The following is an 18,707-nucleotide window of genomic DNA, read 5'->3' on the forward strand; positions in this document are numbered from 1 at the left end:
TTTTTCAATCAACTAGACTCTTGGCAACCTCTTCATCAGTAATTAATACATCGATATATCCTCCTGTTAATGCACCAATAATGGCCTCTCTTTTTTCCAATCCTCCAGCAACAGCAACCACATGGTTCAGTGATTTTAAGAGATTAATATCTGTACTAACTAGTTGTTTATGCAATTTATAATCGATAACCTTGCCATTAATATCATAAAATTGGCTTAATAGATCTCCTACAGCACCTAGTGATTTAATGATTTCAATTTCATTTGTGTTCAAGTACTCTTCCTTCACAATGGTGGCTTGTTCATTTACGGCCCCAATGCCAATAATCGTGATGTTAGAGTATGGGATCATTTCAAAGATTTTCTTGATTGGCTTTTCATTGATTAACTGCTTGGCGAGATGTCCCGTCGATACCACTAACGGGGCTGGCATAATGTAATGGTTGAAATGGGGGGGTGTATAATAATCAGATGAAGATTCTATCGCTGTCGGAATGTAAAATTTTACGCCGCCAGATAAGGAGACGAACGTGACTTTATACTTAGTGGAGATGTGTAAATGCCCTAAGGTTCTTGAAACGGCTTGCCCATACCCAACGTTAATCATGGTATCGCTAGTAATTCTGTCTTCAATATAGTGGGCAGCAGCTTTGGAAAGACTATCTAACGAATTTTGGTTAGAGGCTGGAACAATATAGATATCCTGTAATTGATAGTGCTGCTTGATTTTATTTTGTAAATCGATATCAACAAATTTATCGAGGTTAATTTTAAATTGGATAATGTTGTTTGCCTTGGCGATATCCAGGTATTTGATCACTTTCATTCTCGATAGGTTTAAAGACTCCGCTATTTCATTTTGCGTCATTCCCTCATTGTAATATTTCCATGCGACTTTGATGATCAGGCTATTTTCATAGGTCATGTACTTCACTCTCTACAGTTTATTTTTTATACAAAAATTTTATGCACAAACTATTGTATTACTAGTGTATGGCGATAAAACCAATGTATTAACAAATTCCCTCTTTTGAAAGGACTGATAATGAATAAAATGATTGTCTGCGAATAAAATGTATGGAACCATAATGGATTTACAAAATATAGAAAGCGGTTACATCTTATCGTGCTAAGGTAGGGGGATGTTTGAAAGTGCCGAAGAAATTGGTGAGATTGGAGGATATCCGAAAGTCATTTAACCGGAATACGGTTTTACAAGGGATTACATTAGATCTTCATGAGTCAGAAGTGATTTCGATTATCGGCGGTAATGGGGCTGGAAAGAGTACCTTGATGAAAATCCTTACAGGGATTTATCAACCAGACTCTGGCTCGATTGAGATTATTGGAGAAAGGGTCGATCATTTAAACCCTCGTGCCGCACATGAACGGGGCATTTATTTAGTGCCGCAGGAACCGCTGTTATTTCCCAATATGACCGCCCTGCAAAATCTGACGGTTGGTTTTAGAAAAAGCAAACGTGAGGTAAGCGAAGAATCGATCAAGCTTATTAAAGAATTAGGCTGGGATCTCGATTTGAAACGGCTTGCCGCTACCTTGAGTATCGCAGAACAACAGCAGCTTGAGATTATCAAAGGACTTTTAAGAAAGTCAAAGGTGTTAATTCTCGATGAGCCGACGTCTACCTTAACGTTTTCGGAAACGGAGTCATTATTCAAAGTGATTGAGCAGTTAAAGAATTCAGGAGTGGGAATCTTCTATATTACCCACCGTCTTGATGAAGTCTTTCAGATTTCAACCCATGCTGTCATATTACGAGACGGCCAAATAACGCTAAAAGGGAAAATAGAAGAGTTCACGAAAGATATGTTCATCCAAGGGCTGCTTCCCGTTGGAAATGAAGCAAATTACGAGGATCAATTTGAAAAGCGAACCGTCCATCCTCATGAGGAGGAACCGATTCTTAAAGTTGAAAACATCGTTGGCGACGGATTTAAGAATATTAGTTTTGAAGTTTACAAGGGAGAAGTGGTTGGAATTGCCGGGCTTGTCGGGGCTGGACGAACAGAAATTGCCGAAGCGATTTACGGAATTAATCCGATTAAGAGCGGAAAGGTTTATCTTGATGGAAAAGACATTACGAATTTTTCCATCAATGAAACGGTGAACAGTGGTTTAGCCTATATACCGGAAGATCGATTTTTGCACGGAATTTTTTCGATAGGTTCTGTCAGAAATAATATCACCGCACAAATAATTAAACGGCACGGTCTATTTACAAAGAAAAAGGCAGAGGAGCAAGTTGCCAAACAGTATATTGATCGATTGAAGATTCGGGTGAGTTCCCAAGAAGATGAGATGAAATCACTATCAGGCGGGAATCAACAGAAGGTTGTTCTTGCAAGGGTTCTATCCATGAACCCCAAAATGATCATCATGGATGAACCTACGAGGGGAATTGATGCTGCTGCAAGGGGGGACATCTATTCGATCATAACGGAATTAAAAGACCAGGGATTTTCGATTCTGTTAATTTCCTCCGACTTGGAAGAAATCGAACGAATTAGTGATCGCATCTATGCCGTCTATCAGGGAACCTGCGATGTATGTCTCTCCTTGGATGAAATTAATGCGGCCAATGTGATGAAAGCGGCCTTTGGAACGTTTGAAGGAAGTGATCGGGCACATGTCTAGGATGACAAGCATCATCAAACTGCGGGAATTTAGAACCTTCGTATTTTTAATCGTTCTATTTATGGTTGTAGGTTTGATAAATTCCGACTACTTATCTTTGCAAAATATTGATAAATCGTTGAAAAGCAGCTTGCTTTATATCGTTCTTGCGGTCGGGATGACCTTTGTCCTGTTAACTGGGAATTTGGATATTTCTATCGGCGGCACGCTGGGGTTATCTGCGGCTGTTTGCGGAACGATTCTTCGCGATGGGGGCAGTATTTATACAGCGGCACTCGCTGCCATTTTAATAGGAGCAGGCATTGGTCTCATTAATGGATTTGGCGTGATAAAATTAAAAATTTCTTCCTTTATTATGACGTTGGCTATCCTTTCGATCACACGAGTCATCCAGGTTATCTATACGAACGGAAAATGGGTGGAAAATATCCCTGCAATCGTGAAGGGGCTTTCCAAAATTGATATCTTCGGCATGAATCTATTGACGGTCATCGTGATTGCCGGCGTGATTCTTGTTCAGGTGTTCCTGACGAGGAGCAGCAAGGGGAGGTACTACAACGCGATTGGTGACAACGTGGACGGTGCTGTTTCCTTAGGTATTCCTGTCAATCGATATATTGCTTACTCGTTTGTTATTTCTGGTGTCTGTGCAGCATTAGCTGGATTGATCTTTGTTAGTCAAATTGGCTTTGTCTCCACAAATGCCGGTGCGGGAATTGAGTTAACGGTCATTGCGGCATGCGTTCTTGGCGGCGTCTCATTAGCAGGCGGAATTGGAACGGTTGTTGGGGCAGCATTAGGAGCAATTATTTTAACATCGATCAACTCTGCGCTTATTTATATGAAAGTACCAGCATTTTGGAATGATACGATTTCAGGTTCTCTCTTAATCATCATTGTTGTAATCGATGCCCTTCTTGCCTTTACTGCTAATAAAAAGGCAAAGAAAGTGAGATTAAATGCAAGAGTGCTGCAAAAGGAGGCCCAAGATTGACATGCTAAATAAAATTCCGAAATGGAACCTTACTTTATTCGTCTTAATTGTGCTTGAAATAATTATTTTTGGGATGATCAACCCTCGATTTTGGAATGTCACGATCCTGTTAAATAGTTTTAACGACTTTCTTGCGATTGCCATTATTGGTTTCTTTGTTACTATCGTCGTTATTACGGGAGGAATCGATATTTCCGGTGTTTCGATTATCGGGTTAACCTCTGTTGTCACGGGGCTTTTATCTCAGGTGGCTGGACTCAATATCTGGGTTTCCATCCTTTGTGCCATTTTAACCGGCGGATTATGCGGCCTTCTCAATGGAGTTCTGATTGCCTATGGAAGGGTCCAAGCGATGGTTATCACCCTTGGCGGGATGCTTTTATACAGCGGGATTGCCATTGTGTTAGTGGGAGTGTCGAATGTAAGTACCTATGAAGGTATTTCGGGGTTTTCTGAAGGTTTTAGCCAAATTGCCAATGGGGAACTCCTGGGGCTTCCGAATGCCGTTATCATCTTTATTATCATGTTTTTCATTGCCTATATCCTGCTGCACCGAACCAGGTTTGGCAGATATGTCTATTTAACAGGAATTAATCAAAACACCGCTAAGTACGCTGGAATCGATACAAAAAGAATCATTACGGCTGCCTATGTCTTGTCGGGGCTAAGTGCTGGGATTGCAGGGGTTATTTTAACCTCCTATTTAGGCAGTGCCAGATCTGATTATGGGGCTGAGTATCTCATGCCGATTCTAACTGTTGTTGTTTTAGGTGGAACATTCATCACCGGAGGTAAAGGGGGTGTTGTAGGGACAGCATTGGCTAGCATCCTATTGGGATTTATGCAGGTAGGATTGCAAATGGCCGGTGTTGCGACTCAATATATCGGATTGGCTACGGGGGTCCTCCTAATTGTGTCAGTTGCGTTCTTGGGGATAAATCCAGATTTTCGATTTAACGTAAAAAGAATCATCACACAAAAACAAAATATGGGGGGTAAGCGGCGATGGGAAAATTAAAATCTATGAAACTATTGATTCTTGTGGCCATTGTGATGTTATTTGCAGCTGCCTGCGGATCGAAAGAGGAAGGAGCCTCTAAAGGCGGCGGAAAGAAGGATAAGAAAGATATTCAGGTTGTTTTTATTCCAAAAATGACAGGGAATGCTTTCTTTGAATCTGGTAACGATGGGGCACAGGCAATGGCTAAGAAAGTTGGTTTTAAAGTCAAGTACGATGGGGCGCCTGAAGGAACGGTGGCCAACCAAGTACAAATCATTAACAGTGCTGTTAATAGCGGTGCGGATGCGATTGCCATCTCATCTGTATCTTCCGATGGGTTGAATCAGGCATTGAAAAAGGCCTTGGATGCCGGCATTAAAGTGGTCACATGGGATTCGGATGTTGATCCTAAATATCGTTCTGTTTATATCAATCAAGGTACACCAGAAATCTTAGGGAAAATGCTGGTTGATATGGCAGCTGGGCAAATGGATAAGCCTGATGATGCGAAAAAAATTGCCTGGTTCTATTCAAGCCCAACGGTTCCAGATCAAAACTCCTGGGTTAATTATGCAAACAAATATATTAAAGAAAAATATCCAAAGTGGGAAGTGGTTACAACCCAGTTTGGTGATGCAAATGAACAAAAGTCATTACAGGTTGGGGAAAGTATCCTCAATTCTTATCCTGACATCGATGCGATTATTTGTCCGGACTCAACCTCTCTTCCAGCAATGGCACAAGCAGCTGAAAATAAAGGGTTGAAAGCCAAAGATGTGATTATTACAGGTTTTGCTTCTCCCAATTCAATGCGGCAATTTATTGAAAATGGAACGATTACCAATCATGGTTTATGGGATGTAAAAGATCAAGGTGCCCTTGCTGTATATGTCGCCTATTGGTTAGCACAAGGCAATGCGCTAAAAGTTGGGGGCACTATCGATGTTCCTGATATGGGTTCCGTTAAAGTAGAGCCGAACTCAATTCAAGGCTACGATTATACAGCAGATGACTCCGGAATTATTGTTTTACCAGAGCGGATTATCTTTACGAAAGACAATACGAAAGACTACAATTTTTAAATTTTGCCGTTGCTTATCGAGAACAAAGGAGAGAGAGAATTGGCAGATATTATTGGGAACAAACATGCAAAGGTTTTTTCAGAAAATGTTCCTTTCGCAAACAATGGGAATTTCCATGTAAAAGGAGCAAACAATTATGATTGGGGCATGAAGGATCGTTTATCGCGAATCTTTAACCCTAAGACTGGCAAAGCGGTCATGCTGGCGTTTGACCATGGTTATTTCATGGGACCAACTTCAGGGTTAGAACGATTGGATTTGCTTATTCCTAGATTGGCAAATTATGCGGATTGTTTAATGGGTACTAGGGGGGCAATCAGGAGCAGTGTCCCGCCGACCTATAATAAGGCGATTGCATTGAGAGCTTCATCTGGTTCTAGTGTCCTCCAAGATGACCTGAGCCGTGAATCCATGGTGGTTGACATGGAAGATGCGATTAAAATGAATGCGAGCGCCATCGCGATGCAAACCTTCATTGGCGCCGATGGACAAAAGGAAACGATTGAAGAGTTAAACCGGGCTATTAATTTGGGATCAAGGTATTCCATTCCAACAATGGGTGTCGTGGCTGTTGGTAAAGAAATGGAGCGAACTACTAGTTTCTTTTTGTTGGCCACAAGAATGCTGGCTGAATTTGGTGCACAGCTTGTTAAAACCTATTATTGTGAGGATTTTGAAAAGGTTGCAGCAGCCTGCCCAGTCCCATTAGTGGTGGCGGGTGGTAAGAAACTTCCAGAAAAAGACGCCCTAACCATGGCCTACCGCTCGATTCAAGGCGGAGCAGCTGGTGTGGATATGGGAAGGAATATCTTCCAATCTGAATACCCTGAGGAAATGATTCAGGCTGTTAATAAGGTAGTTCATGAGGGGTATACAGACGAAGAGGCTTTTGAGTTTTTTCAAGATCTCGCAAACTAGGGCGGTATGGGACGAGGGGACGAGGGGTCTCCTTGTCCCGATTTTTTATTGATCTACTGACTCCTCGGACATTTTTGTTTGGATTTGTTGATGCAGATATTGTGCCAAGTCCGTCGTAAAAGAATCTTTTGAATTACTCTAATTTGGGTTTCCGTGGGGGCGATTTTTTACGCTTGTTCGGGCTCAGCGATTCCCTCAGAGTGCCCGAACCATGAGTTTTTTTGCTTCCATGGGCACTGTGAACCTTTTAGAGTGCCCGAACCATGCGTTTTTTTCGCTTCACGGGCACTGAGAACCTTTTAGAGTGCCCGAACCATGAGTTTTTTTGCTTCCATGGGCACTGTGAACCTTTTAGAGTGCCCGAACCATGAGCTTTTTTGCTTCCATGGGCACTGTGAACCTTTCAGAGTGCCCGAACCATGCGTTTTTTTCGCTTCACGGGCACTGTGAAGAGGTCTACGTAGGTCTTTCCGCTGAAAATATGTCAAAAAGTCGAAGTAGAATCCATTTACGTCACACTTTCCTCCAATTATGCAAAATAAGAACGCCGTTAGTAAGATACACATCTCTCGCAATTACTCCAATAAAATTAGAGCTCAATGAATTCTTGTATTAATAGATGCTTAATTCCAAAGACTTTTATGGACTGCCCCTTTTTAGATACAAAATTAAATTCTATTAAGCTCCTCCAATTTTGTGGAGATAGCGATAGCCATTTCTTTTGTTACTTTAGGAAGGTAAGACTTTAAAACCGTATTAACCAGTGGCCCCATTGCGCCAGCGGCGGTGATTTCTAGAAAGCCTGTTATGCTCGTTTTATTTTTATCTATCGCTTCTGCTAGGAAATATCCTTCGCCCGAAAGTTCCTCATTTAACCCTTTTAAATGGAAAGTGATCCGTGTTGGTTCAACCCATTCTTTAATAGTGACCATCAGACTAATCTTTTTCTTAATGAATCCAATGTTACTATTAAATTCCCAGGTGGACTGACGGTTGGAAAATTTCCGATGTTGAATATATCCAGGAATAAGTGGAGCCCAGTTATCCATATCCTTAACAAAATCCCAAACCATATTGATTGGTAAACCTACCTCAACTTGATGCATTCCGCTTGGCATTCATTTTCCTTCTTTCCATTTCAATATATAGACCGTCATATATTTATATGTTCCTTCCAGCGTTTACGGGACACAGGCACCTCGTCCCAGTCCAAGCGATTTTTCCGAATGAATGGTAACAATAAACCATCTAATGTTGAATATGATTAATAACAAGGCGGTAAAAATCCATCTATTACGGAAAATCCAGTTATCCCCGCAAAAAGGAGGTAAAGATGCTAGAGGTATTACATAAATTTTTCTACATTGAAACAGTTATTTGGTTGTTCCCTGTTATTTTCATGTTCCATGATCTGGAAGAGATCATAACAGTCGAGTATTTTATGACAAAGTACAAAAACAGGGTCCCGAAAACTTTCCTAGCCAGACTTACGTTAATTGTTAAAAAAAAATTGGGTACGAAATCCGCCCAGCTCTCTATTAATGCTGTATGGATTTTGCTAATTATTTCATTTATCACATTTATGACCGCCTACCATCTTCCGAACGAGGGAAACGTTCTTCTATTTACTGCTACATTAAATGTATTTTTTCTACAGGCATTTTCTCATATTGGCCAAACGGTTATTTTCAAGGGCTATACACCTGGAATCATAACGGCGTTATTCATCGTAATTCCTTATTCTCTTCTTACCTATTACTGCTTGTTTGAATTGGGTCACATAGATAGACAATTAATAGTAGAAAGTATTCCTATCAGTATTTTAATGGTACCAATATTTCTTATAGGGAATCTATTAGGACGGCGATTAATCCGCTAACCAATTGATTAATTTGGTCTTATGGGGGCAGTGGCAGGAATATATTTCCCTGGATTCCTGTGCCTAGTCACCACCCAAAATACGTCGAGAATTGTAGAATAACGTTTTCGGAAAAAAGACCGCAGTGTCCACACGTTAGTTCAACGAAAGCCCTTTTTACTTTAAGTAAATTTGCTCAAAACCTCGGGATAGCACGAAGTCTTTTTGTAAATAATAAGATTGAAAAAATTTAATTGAGGTGAAATGTATGCAACAGGATCAACAAGCTAAAAAGGATTTGGGTTCTACTATGAAACCAGAATTTTCCGGAACCGATGCACAAAAAGTAAAACAAGAAATTCAAAATGATGTAAGCCAAGGACAAGGTGCAATGACTTCCCGAGAGGCAGGAGCAATGCGCGATTAAAAACCACTTTGAGTGGTTTTTTATTTTTCTGCTTTAAAATTAAACAAATCACATTTATCTCCAATTAGAAACCATTCACCATTCTTTACACCCAACAAAGGAATTTACGCAAAAAATGTAGAAAGAAGTAAAAAGGTATTATTTAGGGTGAAGGGGATTCGAATGGAATTAAGGACTATTGAACAAAACATCAAAAGATCGTTATTATCACTACCGTATCGGGTAAAATTAGTTTTTGTTTTCTCACTGCTTATTTTGACTACGGGAATACTTCTGGGAAGTATTACTTATTATCAAGTTGCAAAGTCAAGCCAGGAACGTACGGAGGAGTATCAAATCCAATTGGCAGTCCAAATCAATCGAAATTTAGATCGATATCTGAAAGAAATGCAAATCACTTCATTATCCCCGCTCTATAATCAAGAAGTAATGGATATTCTTAAAAACCACCAAACACCAAGTGATAAAACGATGTTTCCGCCTGCAAATGAAAGAATTACATTATGGCGTTATATTTCTAGTTTGATACATATGAGAAATGAGATTAAGGGAATTCATATCATGGGCAATGATGGAACAATCTTCAGTAATTTAGATTCTAATACCGTCATGCTAAAAGTATTTGATCGGAATAGTGAATGGTTGAAGAAAATTGAGAAAGCTGACGGGGAGTGGGTACTGCTTCCTCTCCACCAGCCTAATTATTATTTACGCAAAGATGTCACTGTTTTTTCTGTTGCGAGGCTGATTAGAGACCCGGAGTCCTATCAACCGCTGGGGATTATCAAAATCGATTTAAAGGAGGAATTAATTCAAGATATTTTAAGTAGGACGAATAAAGCTAGCAGCATTTTTATTCTAAACAAGGAAAATCAATTCATTTATCCAAAAGAAAAAGATCAACTTATGGGGAATACGATTTTGTCCAAAATAAATCTGTTTAAAGAAAACAATCATATGAATATTTCCATTAAGGGCCGGAACTATTTGGTGGTATATAATGAGTCACCCTATTCAGGAGTTAAAATGATTATGTTAACTCCAAGTGCAACGATATTAAGTGAAGTAAACCACATCCGTAAAGTGATGATCATAGTTGTTTTAATAGGTATTTTCATCTCGTTGCTATTAGCCTTTATGCTTTCCAAGCCTTTGGTGGGGTCTATTTATATTTTAAGAAAAGCGATGGAAAATGTTCAAAAGGGCAATCTGAATCAAAGGGTGTCCATACAATCAAATGATGAAATCGGCCAGTTGGGAAATGGCTTCAATCATATGATTAATGAAATTGACCGTTTGGTTTCAGAAGTTTACAAAACAGGGCTGCGGGAGAAAGAAGCGGAAATCAAAGCATTGCAAAGCCAAATGAATCCTCATTTCCTTTACAACACATTAGAGACGATTAATATGCTTGCTTTAACAAATGGGAATTTGGAAGTATCCGATATGGTCTCATCTCTTGGCAGATTATTACGGTATACCATTGATAACTCTTCTAAAATAGTAACCTTAAAGGAAGAATTGTCTTTTATTCATTCATATATTGCCATTCAGAAGGTAAGGATGGGGGAGGATCTTCAATATGTTGAAGAAATTGAACCATCTTTACATCATATCCTCATTCCAAAGCTAGTTTTGCAGCCGTTTGTAGAGAATGCTATAATCCACGGCCTTTTTGGACAAGGCGGGCGGATTGTCATCAAAGCTGAAAGTAAAAATGAAAGTGTAGAGATCATGATTGATGATAATGGCAAAGGAGTTACAGCTGAAAGGTTGGAAGAGCTAAGGAAGTCATTGGAAACAGGAGAAACGAATCCAACACAAAACCATATCGGGATTGCTATGCCAAATGTTCACGAACGAATCCAACTGCTTTATGGGAAAAAGTACGGAATGAAGCTAGATGGTCAAGAACATCGCGGTTTTTCCGTTATCCTGACAATGCCGATTCATCGAAGGGGGACAGAGAAAATTGAAAGAAATATTAGTGGTTGAAGACGAGGCAATTATCAGACAAGGTCTGAAGGTTTTACTGGAACAAGTTATGGGTGGTTTTCAAGTATTAGAGGCAAAAAGCGGTGAGGAAGGAGTATCCATTGTCCACCAGCGAATTCCCCATTTAATCATAACGGACATCCGGATGGGAGGGATGGATGGCCTTACTTTTATTTCAAAGGTAAGACAAATATCCAAGGATGTTCCGATTATCATTTTAAGTGGCCATAGTGACTTTGAGTATGCCAGAACGGCCATGCGTTATGGCATAACGGATTATTTTCTAAAGCCAATCAACCGGATTGAACTGTCTGAAGCCATTTCAAATATCTTTAAGGAAAACAAAGCAGAAAGTATGCCTGTTTCCAAGCAGTTTCAGGATATCCTTCAATTTATCGATGACCATTTAAGCCGTGAAATTGCACTCAGCCAAATTGCAGAACATGTGTCTTTGAATCCACAATATGTTGGTCAATTGTTTAAGTCTGAGTTAGGAACGACCTTTACGGAATATATGGTGGAGATACGGTTAAAAAGGGCCAAGAAGTTATTAAAAGAGACCAATTTAAAGGTATATGAGGTTGCGCAGCTTTCAGGCTATAAAAGTCCAAAGCACTTTATGACGGTATTTAAGCAAGAAACTGGAATCACACCGATAGGGTTCCGTAAATTTTCTTGAAATTTTGAAAATATGAGAATACCGAACTATTTCTAGTTTTGAGAGGATATTTTTTCAATCCCTTCTTCATTAAAATGAGAAACAAAGGGAGGTTATAACATGATAAAAAAGCTTGGAATCATTTTTTTAGCTATTCTTTTGGTAGCGGTTTCAACCGCATGTAACAAAGATTCCTCTACCACTGCCTCAAATGATAAAGGTTCAAAAGCGAAAGATAAGCAGGTGGAATTGACCTTTATGATGTGGGGAAATGAAGCCCACCAAGAGGTCTATAACAAGTTAATTGGAAAGTTTAATGAAACACATCCAAACATTAAGGTGAAAATGGAAAGCGTTCCTTTCCCTGACTATCAACAAAAGATTACCGTACTTGCTGCCGGAAGAGAATTACCTGATGTAGGATGGGTAGCAGAGCGAATGGTACCGCAATTCATGCAAAATGGCATATTAGATGATGTTTCCTCTTTCAAAGACGATAAAGAATACAAGATGGACGACTTCTTCCCGTCCACTTTGGATTTGTTTAGAAAAGACGATAAATTATATGGCATTCCATTTTCAACACCACCAGAGGTTTTGTTTTACAACAAAGATTTATTCTTGAAGGCCGGTGAAAAAACGCCAAACGAGCATGTGCAGGCCGGAACATGGAATTGGGAACAGTTTGAGAAGTCAGCAAAAGCCATCTCAGCAAAAGGGACTTATGGTGCAAACTTCTTCCGGGATTGGAATACTTGGATTCCGTTATTATCACATACTTGGAGTTATGGCGGGGACTTATTTGATAAGGATCAAACAAAGTTCACATGGAACAGTTCCCAGGGTGTAGCGACACTAAAGATGCTTGACCGGATGATGTTTAAGGACGGCTCCCATCCGAAAGCTGGCGAGCAAGTAAGCTTTGAGTCTGGAAAAATTGGTATGTTCTTTGATGTCTATAGTTATGTTTCCCGTGCCCGAGAAGTAAAGGATTTTGCTTGGGATATCGCTCCGCTTCCTGAAGGACCAGAAGGCAGATTCCCAATGCTAGGGCAGGCTGGATATGGACTATTCAAAGGTTCTAAGCATCCGGAGGAAGCAAAAGAATTGCTGAAGTTCTTTACAAGCCAAGAGGGAATTTCCGCGACTTCTACTTACTTTGTACCGCCGCGTGAATCGGTACTTAGCTCGGATGAATTTGTGAATCAGCCGAATAATCCGCCAGCGGAAAGCATTAAAAGAGCTGTCATCGATGAAATGGACAATGCAAGACTACAAGCGGGACATATCGAGTGGCAAAAAATTGATAATGCGATTCAATTTGGCTTTGATGAATTATTTGGCCAGTTGAAAAAGCCTGAAGATATATTAAAAGGTATGGAAGATAAGATTGATCCATTGTTGAAGAAATAAAGCGCGATGCGGTTAATCCTTAAATGGATTAACCGCATCCCTTTTACTAGGGGTGAAAAACATTGAGTGCTTCCTTAACACATTTATTAGAAACGAAAAAACTTACCTTAATTGTCAGTCTGCCGGAAAATCGCTTGGATCTTGCAAGGGCGGCCATTGACGCCGGTGTTGATGTGATTAAACTGCATGTGAATGTCCATCATCGTGCCTCGGGAAACAGCTTTGCTGCCGTTAATACGTATGAAAAAGTTTTCCGCAAAATTAGAGAGGAATTTTCCGGCTCTCTTGGGATAGTTCCTGGCGGCGAATTCGAAGATATCAAGCGAATGGAGATGGAGCAGTTAATCCAATTAGGTTTTAATTTCTATTCTATTTATGCCCATCATAAGCCGGGCTGGCTTATGTCGCTAGGCGGGATAGAAAAGACATTTGCAATTACTAATGAGTATCGTTTTAGTCAGTTGGGAAAGGTGAAACATCTTGGAGTGTCTGCGCTTGAAGCGTCGATTATTCCTGGAGAAGAGTACGGCACCCCTTTGACCTTTAAAGATATTCTTGCCTATAACGCGCTTGTTCAAAGCGTTGATGTCCCTGTAATGGTCCCGTCCCAAAGGAAGATTGAGCCGTCTGATATTCCCTTGCTTTATCAGGCTGGGGTAAAAGCCGTAATGCTGGGGGCCGTTGTAATTGGAAAAACAGAAGAGAGTATTAAAGGAGCCATTTCATCTTTTAGAGAAACGATTGATTCATTGTAAAGGAGGCAGCGAAGTTGGAGTTAAAAGTGAAAGCAGCAGAGGGCCTGCCTGTTAAAAAGGTACGAAGGAAAATTTGGGGTAGTGAAGCCTTTTATGGCTATTTATTTGTTAGTCCGATGGTGATTGGTTTTTTACTAGTTATGTTAGTTCCTTTCATCTATTCCGTATATATGAGCTTAACAGATTGGAAGCTCCTAGGTGACCCCAATTTTATTGGCAGTGAGAATTACCAGCGTCTAGTGAATGACCCTGATTTTTGGGAGGTTATGAAAAATACACTTCTTTTTTCCGGGGGCTTGGTTCCGTTAAACATTGTGATTGCGTTGTTACTGGCGCTGCTGCTGCAACGCCATTTACCCGGGATTGGCCTGTTTCGAACGGCTATTTTTATACCAGTCATGACCTCTATTGTCGTTTGGTCAATCATATGGAAGTACATGTTTGGAACGGATGAAGGATTTATTAACCAACTACTCGATGTTTTTGGCATTACTGGTCCTGCGTGGTTATACGACCCAAAATTTGCAATGGGTGCTGTTATTGTCGTAAGTGCTTTGAAAAATGTGGGTCTAAATATGGTACTATTCCTTGCGGCTTTGCAGCAGGTGGATAAAAATCTTTATGAAGCTTCCTATTTAGACGGTGCAAATAAACTTAAACAATTTTGGCATGTTACCCTTCCAATGATTACACCTACAGTCTTTTTAACGTTAATTTTAACCGTGATTGGCTCGATGAAGGTTTTCGGGCAGATTTATGTGATGACAGGGGGCGGACCAGGAAATCACACGAAGGTATTAGTTTATTATATTTGGGAAAATGCCTTCAAATTGTTTGATTTTGGCTACGCTTCTGCCATTGCCATTGTTTTATTTGTGATTATCTTATTCTTTACACTCGTTCAATGGAGCGTAAGAAAAAGGTGGGTTTTCCATGAACAATAAGAAAAAAAATAATATTTTTATAAAAGTAAGCTTTTACGGAATATTATCGATCATCTCTTTGATTATGATTGTTCCATTTTTATGGATGATTAACACATCATTTAAGGACTCTACTAAAATATTTTCGTTTCAATTCATACCTGATCCATTTAGGTGGGAAAATTATCTGCACGTCCTAAAGACGACTCCATTTCATCTATTTTATTTTAATAGTTTTTACATTGCCGTTTTAGTCACGATTGGGACGATTTTCTTCGGTTCACTAGCCGGTTATGCCTTTGCAAAATTGAAGTTTAAAGGAAGCAATCTCCTGTTTTTATGTTTATTAAGCACGATGATGATTCCTGTCGAAGTAATTACGATTCCACTGTTCCTCTTCATGAGAGATTTAGGTTTGATTAACACCCATGTCCCGTTAATCGCCATCCCTATTTTAGGTCCGGCGGGAGTGTTTGGGATTTTCGTAATGAGGCAATTTTTCTTATTGGTCCCAAAGGAATTAGAAGAGGCGGCAAAGTTAGATGGCTGCTCCTATTTTCGAATCTACTGGAATATCATGCTGCCGCTCTCAAAGCCGGCGATTGCAACGCTAACGATCTTTACCTTTTTAACAAGCTGGAATGAATTTTACGAGCCGCTTATTTACATCAATTCAAAAGAACTGATGACCTTACCATTAGCGCTGGCCCTATTTACAGATGAGGTAGGGACTAGGTGGGAGTTATTGATGAGTGCGTCGGTGATGGCAACTGTTCCATTGTTAGTTATCTTTTTCTTTGCCCAAAAACAGTTTATCGAGGGCGTCACGATGACGGGCGGAAAATAATTTTAAAAGGGTATTGGTGAGCAGTTCGTCGGTTTCACCGGATGTGCATGTCACTATGACAGGCGGAAAAAATTTTAAAAGGATGTGTCTGGTTTGAAAACAGAACTAACTTTTGATGTTGTGGTTGCAGGCGGGGGGCCTGCCGGCATCAATGCAGCGATTGCTTCAGGGAGAGCAGGAGCAAAAACACTTCTGATTGAAAGATATGGTTTTTTGGGAGGGATGTCGACGGTTGCACTGGTGTATCCGTGGATGACCTTTCATACGAACTCCGGTAAGCAAGTTATTAAAGGAATTGCTCAAGAAATTGTGGAGCGTTTAATGGAGATCAACGGTTCGCCGGGCCATTTACGTGATACTGTAGGATTCACCTATTCGTTAACCCCTTATCATCCGGAAAAATATAAACTATTGGCATTAGATATGCTGGAGGAAGCTGGGGTTGAAGTTCTTGTCCATAGTTTCGTAGATAAAGTAGAAGTGGAAAGAAATCAAATTTCCTCACTTGGACTCGCAACAAAATCAGGTCCTATCCGCGTTTTTGCCAAGAGATTTGTGGATACGACAGGGGATGCCGATATTGCGTATCTTTCCGGCGCTCCTTGTTTAAAAGGAAGAGATGAAGACCATAAAACCCAGCCAATGACGATGAAGTTCCGTATGAGGGGTGTAAACCTTGAAAAAGTAAAAGAGGCGATGAAAGCAAATCCGAGTAATTTTTACAAGAAGACCCCCATTGATGAATTAGATCATATTCCGTTAACGGGAGTTCAGGGCTTTTATAAGGAATGGAGTGAATCCGGTGTCCCCATTAATCGGGACCAAGTTCTCTTTTTCGCAGGACCGGAGGAAGATGAAGTACTCGTCAATTGTACTCGTGTGCAAGGGCTGGATGGAACAGATGTGTTTGATTTATCCGCCGGGGAAAAAGAAGGAAGAAAACAAGTACTGATGATGGCAGAGTTCCTTCAAACGAAAATTCCGGGTTTTGAAAAAGCCTCTATTTCTGCTGTGGGAACTCAAATAGGTATTCGCGAAACACGTCGGATTGATGGTCAATATGTCCTTACCATTGAGGATGTTGTAGATGGCAAGAAATTCGAGGATACCATTGCTCTAAGCGGCTACCCAATTGACATACATGATCCAAGTGGTAAAGGTGTTCAAGCAAAAGACATCGAAGGAGATGGCAGCTATGGCATCCCATACCGCTGCCTCGTGCCCCAAAAAATTGATAATTTATTAGTAGCAGGGAGGTGTATTTCAACCACTCACGAAGCATTAGCCACCACAAGACTAACTCCAAGTGCAATGGCAACGGGGCAGGCTGCCGGAGCCGCAGCAGCACTCTCATTCACCGATCATGTCGCACCAAAAGACCTAAACATCACCAAGCTAAGGGAACATTTAGCTGGAAATGGGGTAGTAATTTAAGAAGCGTGGGGACGGTTCTCATGCTTCATTAACTAAGTTTTTTGAAGCAGAAGAACCGTCCCCATGGTCTTTGGTCATAAAAAAGGAGGAAAATCGTGAAGCATTGGAGAAGAATTTTTTCGATAGGCCTTGCTGTTGTTTTATTGTTTAGTTCTATGTGGATGATTGAAGCAGCTGGGAAGGAGAAGTCGCTGGCTACCATTTTAATGGTCCCGCTGGATGATCGCCCAGCAAATATTTACTTTCCTCAGCAGGTTGGACTGTCATCGGGTTTTGAAGTGATGATTCCGCCAAAGGATATGATTGGTTATTTCACTGAACCGGGTAATGGTGAGGAAATAAGTAAATGGATACTCAAAAATGCTGATAAGGCAGATGGATTTGTCATTTCCACAAGTATGCTTGCATATGGAGGCCTAGTTGCTTCACGTACAGGTGTTAAATCATTAGAAGACTCGCTTAAGGATATTCAGGTCATTAAGAAACTGAAAGAATTATATCCAAATAAGCCTGTATATGTATACGATACGATTCAAAGGCTGGCAGTAACGGCTATTAACGATGAATATGAAAAGTATTATTCTCTTATTAGCGAATGGGCGATTTTGTACGATAAGGTCGTTAATTTAGGAATGGATGGTAAAGAGAGACTAGCACAACTTGAGTCATTAATCCCTGTTTCTGTTTTAGAAGATTACAAGAAAGCTAGAGCTAGAAATCACACAGTGAACAAACTAATGATTGATTGGGTTGATCAGGGTTACATTGACTATTTAATTTTATCCCAAGATGATGCTGCTCCTTATGGAGTTCATCGTGCGGAGAGGGAGCTTTTAATCGATAAGGTCAATGAACTTCAGGTTCATGATCAAGTTTCCGTTTTTCCTGGTGCTGATGAAGTGGATGTAGTATTGGTATCCCGATTTGTTAACCATTTCTTCCATTCCTCACCAAAGTTCTTTGTTGAATATGGTGGTATCGACGGAAAGGATTGGATTGCGCCTTTTGAAGATACTACATTTGATTACAATGTGCAAAAGCATATTATATCAGCGGGTGGTACGATTGTTGGGAATGAAAAACAAGCAGATATTCACCTTTTGTTAAATACACCTTCGTCAAGCAGTTCAACGAGAACAAAAGATATTGACGGACTGGTTAATAGAACAAAAGAGCTAATCGCAAATGATAAGCAGGTCGCCATTGGAGATGTTTTGATTGTTAATAAGGCCGATGAAGAATTTGTCATGAAGCTTGCCTCGGAGGTAGATTTGACAAAAATTCTTTCCTATAGTGGCTGGAACACTGCAGGAAATGCACTTGGGATTACTGTTGGTCATGCTGCCTCAAGATATGCCTTTTTAGCTCAAAAATCTGGGTTTGGGGTTCCGTTGTATGAGCAAACGGCGAATGCCCATTACGAATTTTTACTTCACCGGTTTGCAAAAGATCAGGGCTATAAAAATGTTGTCCACCCGGCAGCAAGAGCTTATATCCAACAAATAGGAGCAAGCGAGTTTTCCCTTGGTGACAAATATGACCAAGTAAACAGCTTTGTTAAGGAGAAACTTACAAAAGAAACTGAATACTGGTATCAATACTTTGATGGTAAGCAGATTTACATTGGCTCAAGGGGGAACAAAGACTTTTATAAAACAATCTCTTCATTAGAAAGAGTCCATGTAAAACTACCTTGGCCGCGAATCTTTGAAGCCGAGCTTGAACCAACATTGAAATTGAAATAATGA

The 18,707-nt window shown here is 40.3% G+C and carries 17 protein-coding genes; 15 read left to right on the plus strand and 2 right to left on the minus strand.

What is annotated here, in order from left to right; genetic code table 11:
* Nucleotides 1-4 precede the first annotated feature (4 nt).
* Complete coding sequence (locus tag ACFVSW_RS18665) at nucleotides 5-925, minus strand: sugar-binding transcriptional regulator (RefSeq protein WP_387318132.1); 921 nt, start codon at nucleotides 923-925, stop codon at nucleotides 5-7.
* Between the two features lie 227 nt (nucleotides 926-1,152).
* Between ACFVSW_RS18665 and ACFVSW_RS18670 the strand changes: the two genes are divergently transcribed.
* Genes ACFVSW_RS18670 through lsrF form a run of 5 tightly spaced genes read left to right on the plus strand, consistent with a single transcriptional unit; the run spans nucleotide 1,153 to nucleotide 6,649 of the window.
* Complete coding sequence (locus ACFVSW_RS18670) at nucleotides 1,153-2,655, plus strand: sugar ABC transporter ATP-binding protein (protein ID WP_387318133.1); 1,503 nt, start codon at nucleotides 1,153-1,155, stop codon at nucleotides 2,653-2,655.
* Entirely contained in the window at nucleotides 2,648-3,649 is a 1,002-nt protein-coding gene (locus ACFVSW_RS18675) for an ABC transporter permease (protein WP_387318134.1), read from the plus strand. The genes ACFVSW_RS18670 and ACFVSW_RS18675 overlap by 8 nt, the downstream gene beginning before the upstream one ends.
* Before the next feature lies 1 nt (nucleotide 3,650).
* A complete protein-coding gene (locus tag ACFVSW_RS18680) occupies nucleotides 3,651-4,667 on the plus strand; it encodes an ABC transporter permease (RefSeq protein ID WP_387318135.1) in 1,017 nt (338 codons plus the stop codon).
* Complete coding sequence (lsrB, locus tag ACFVSW_RS18685; RefSeq protein ID WP_387318136.1) at nucleotides 4,655-5,731, plus strand: autoinducer 2 ABC transporter substrate-binding protein LsrB; 1,077 nt, start codon at nucleotides 4,655-4,657, stop codon at nucleotides 5,729-5,731. The genes ACFVSW_RS18680 and lsrB overlap by 13 nt, the downstream gene beginning before the upstream one ends.
* A 39-nt stretch (nucleotides 5,732-5,770) precedes the next feature.
* Entirely contained in the window at nucleotides 5,771-6,649 is an 879-nt protein-coding gene (gene lsrF, locus ACFVSW_RS18690) for a 3-hydroxy-5-phosphonooxypentane-2,4-dione thiolase (RefSeq protein WP_387318137.1), read from the plus strand.
* A gap of 668 nt (nucleotides 6,650-7,317) precedes the next feature.
* Here lsrF and ACFVSW_RS18695 read toward each other — a convergent pair.
* Nucleotides 7,318-7,767, minus strand: coding sequence for an SRPBCC family protein (locus ACFVSW_RS18695; RefSeq protein WP_387318138.1), 450 nt, complete (start codon nucleotides 7,765-7,767; stop codon nucleotides 7,318-7,320).
* Nucleotides 7,768-7,982: 215 nt separating this feature from the next.
* On the opposite strand from ACFVSW_RS18695, the gene ACFVSW_RS18700 reads away from it, so the two are divergent.
* The 10 genes from ACFVSW_RS18700 to ACFVSW_RS18745 all read left to right on the plus strand — a co-directional run bounded on the left by ACFVSW_RS18700 (nucleotide 7,983) and on the right by ACFVSW_RS18745 (nucleotide 18,704).
* Nucleotides 7,983-8,528: an HXXEE domain-containing protein gene (locus ACFVSW_RS18700; protein WP_387318139.1), complete on the plus strand. Its 546-nt coding sequence runs from the start codon at nucleotides 7,983-7,985 to the stop codon at nucleotides 8,526-8,528.
* Nucleotides 8,529-8,775: 247 nt separating this feature from the next.
* Nucleotides 8,776-8,934 (plus strand): hypothetical protein, encoded by a 159-nt coding sequence (locus ACFVSW_RS18705; RefSeq protein ID WP_387318140.1) that lies wholly within the window; start codon nucleotides 8,776-8,778, stop codon nucleotides 8,932-8,934.
* A 162-nt stretch (nucleotides 8,935-9,096) separates the two neighbouring features.
* Entirely contained in the window at nucleotides 9,097-10,929 is a 1,833-nt protein-coding gene (locus tag ACFVSW_RS18710) for a sensor histidine kinase (protein ID WP_387318141.1), read from the plus strand.
* Entirely contained in the window at nucleotides 10,907-11,608 is a 702-nt protein-coding gene (locus tag ACFVSW_RS18715) for a response regulator transcription factor (RefSeq protein WP_387318142.1), read from the plus strand. The genes ACFVSW_RS18710 and ACFVSW_RS18715 overlap by 23 nt, the downstream gene beginning before the upstream one ends.
* 99 nt (nucleotides 11,609-11,707) lie before the next feature.
* On the plus strand, nucleotides 11,708-13,000 hold the full coding sequence (locus ACFVSW_RS18720) for an ABC transporter substrate-binding protein (protein ID WP_387318143.1): 1,293 nt from the start codon (nucleotides 11,708-11,710) through the stop codon (nucleotides 12,998-13,000).
* 62 nt (nucleotides 13,001-13,062) lie between these two features.
* Entirely contained in the window at nucleotides 13,063-13,755 is a 693-nt protein-coding gene (locus tag ACFVSW_RS18725) for a hypothetical protein (protein ID WP_387318144.1), read from the plus strand.
* A 116-nt stretch (nucleotides 13,756-13,871) separates the two neighbouring features.
* Complete coding sequence (locus tag ACFVSW_RS18730) at nucleotides 13,872-14,699, plus strand: carbohydrate ABC transporter permease (protein WP_387318219.1); 828 nt, start codon at nucleotides 13,872-13,874, stop codon at nucleotides 14,697-14,699.
* Nucleotides 14,689-15,525 (plus strand): carbohydrate ABC transporter permease, encoded by an 837-nt coding sequence (locus ACFVSW_RS18735; protein ID WP_387318145.1) that lies wholly within the window; start codon nucleotides 14,689-14,691, stop codon nucleotides 15,523-15,525. The genes ACFVSW_RS18730 and ACFVSW_RS18735 overlap by 11 nt, the downstream gene beginning before the upstream one ends.
* Before the next feature lie 93 nt (nucleotides 15,526-15,618).
* Nucleotides 15,619-16,959, plus strand: coding sequence for an FAD-dependent oxidoreductase (locus tag ACFVSW_RS18740; protein ID WP_387318146.1), 1,341 nt, complete (start codon nucleotides 15,619-15,621; stop codon nucleotides 16,957-16,959).
* 95 nt (nucleotides 16,960-17,054) lie between these two features.
* Complete coding sequence (locus ACFVSW_RS18745) at nucleotides 17,055-18,704, plus strand: DUF4127 family protein (RefSeq protein WP_387318147.1); 1,650 nt, start codon at nucleotides 17,055-17,057, stop codon at nucleotides 18,702-18,704.
* The last annotated feature ends 3 nt before the right edge of the window (nucleotides 18,705-18,707 follow it).

Source organism: Neobacillus sp. NPDC058068 (genome assembly GCF_042885335.1).
Taxonomy (GTDB): Bacteria; Bacillota; Bacilli; order Bacillales; family Cytobacillaceae; genus Neobacillus.

Coding starts and splice junctions, on each gene's coding strand:
- ACFVSW_RS18675 (WP_387318134.1), top strand. CDS start 2,648: ATGTCTAGGATGACAAGCATCATCAAACTGCGGGAATTTAGAACCTTC.
- ACFVSW_RS18720 (WP_387318143.1), top strand. CDS start 11,708: ATGATAAAAAAGCTTGGAATCATTTTTTTAGCTATTCTTTTGGTAGCG.
- ACFVSW_RS18665 (WP_387318132.1), bottom strand. CDS start 925: ATGACCTATGAAAATAGCCTGATCATCAAAGTCGCATGGAAATATTAC.
- ACFVSW_RS18680 (WP_387318135.1), top strand. CDS start 3,651: ATGCTAAATAAAATTCCGAAATGGAACCTTACTTTATTCGTCTTAATT.
- ACFVSW_RS18705 (WP_387318140.1), top strand. CDS start 8,776: ATGCAACAGGATCAACAAGCTAAAAAGGATTTGGGTTCTACTATGAAA.
- ACFVSW_RS18695 (WP_387318138.1), bottom strand. CDS start 7,767: ATGCCAAGCGGAATGCATCAAGTTGAGGTAGGTTTACCAATCAATATG.
- ACFVSW_RS18730 (WP_387318219.1), top strand. CDS start 13,872: ATGGTGATTGGTTTTTTACTAGTTATGTTAGTTCCTTTCATCTATTCC.
- ACFVSW_RS18700 (WP_387318139.1), top strand. CDS start 7,983: ATGCTAGAGGTATTACATAAATTTTTCTACATTGAAACAGTTATTTGG.
- ACFVSW_RS18710 (WP_387318141.1), top strand. CDS start 9,097: ATGGAATTAAGGACTATTGAACAAAACATCAAAAGATCGTTATTATCA.
- lsrB (WP_387318136.1), top strand. CDS start 4,655: ATGGGAAAATTAAAATCTATGAAACTATTGATTCTTGTGGCCATTGTG.
- ACFVSW_RS18735 (WP_387318145.1), top strand. CDS start 14,689: ATGAACAATAAGAAAAAAAATAATATTTTTATAAAAGTAAGCTTTTAC.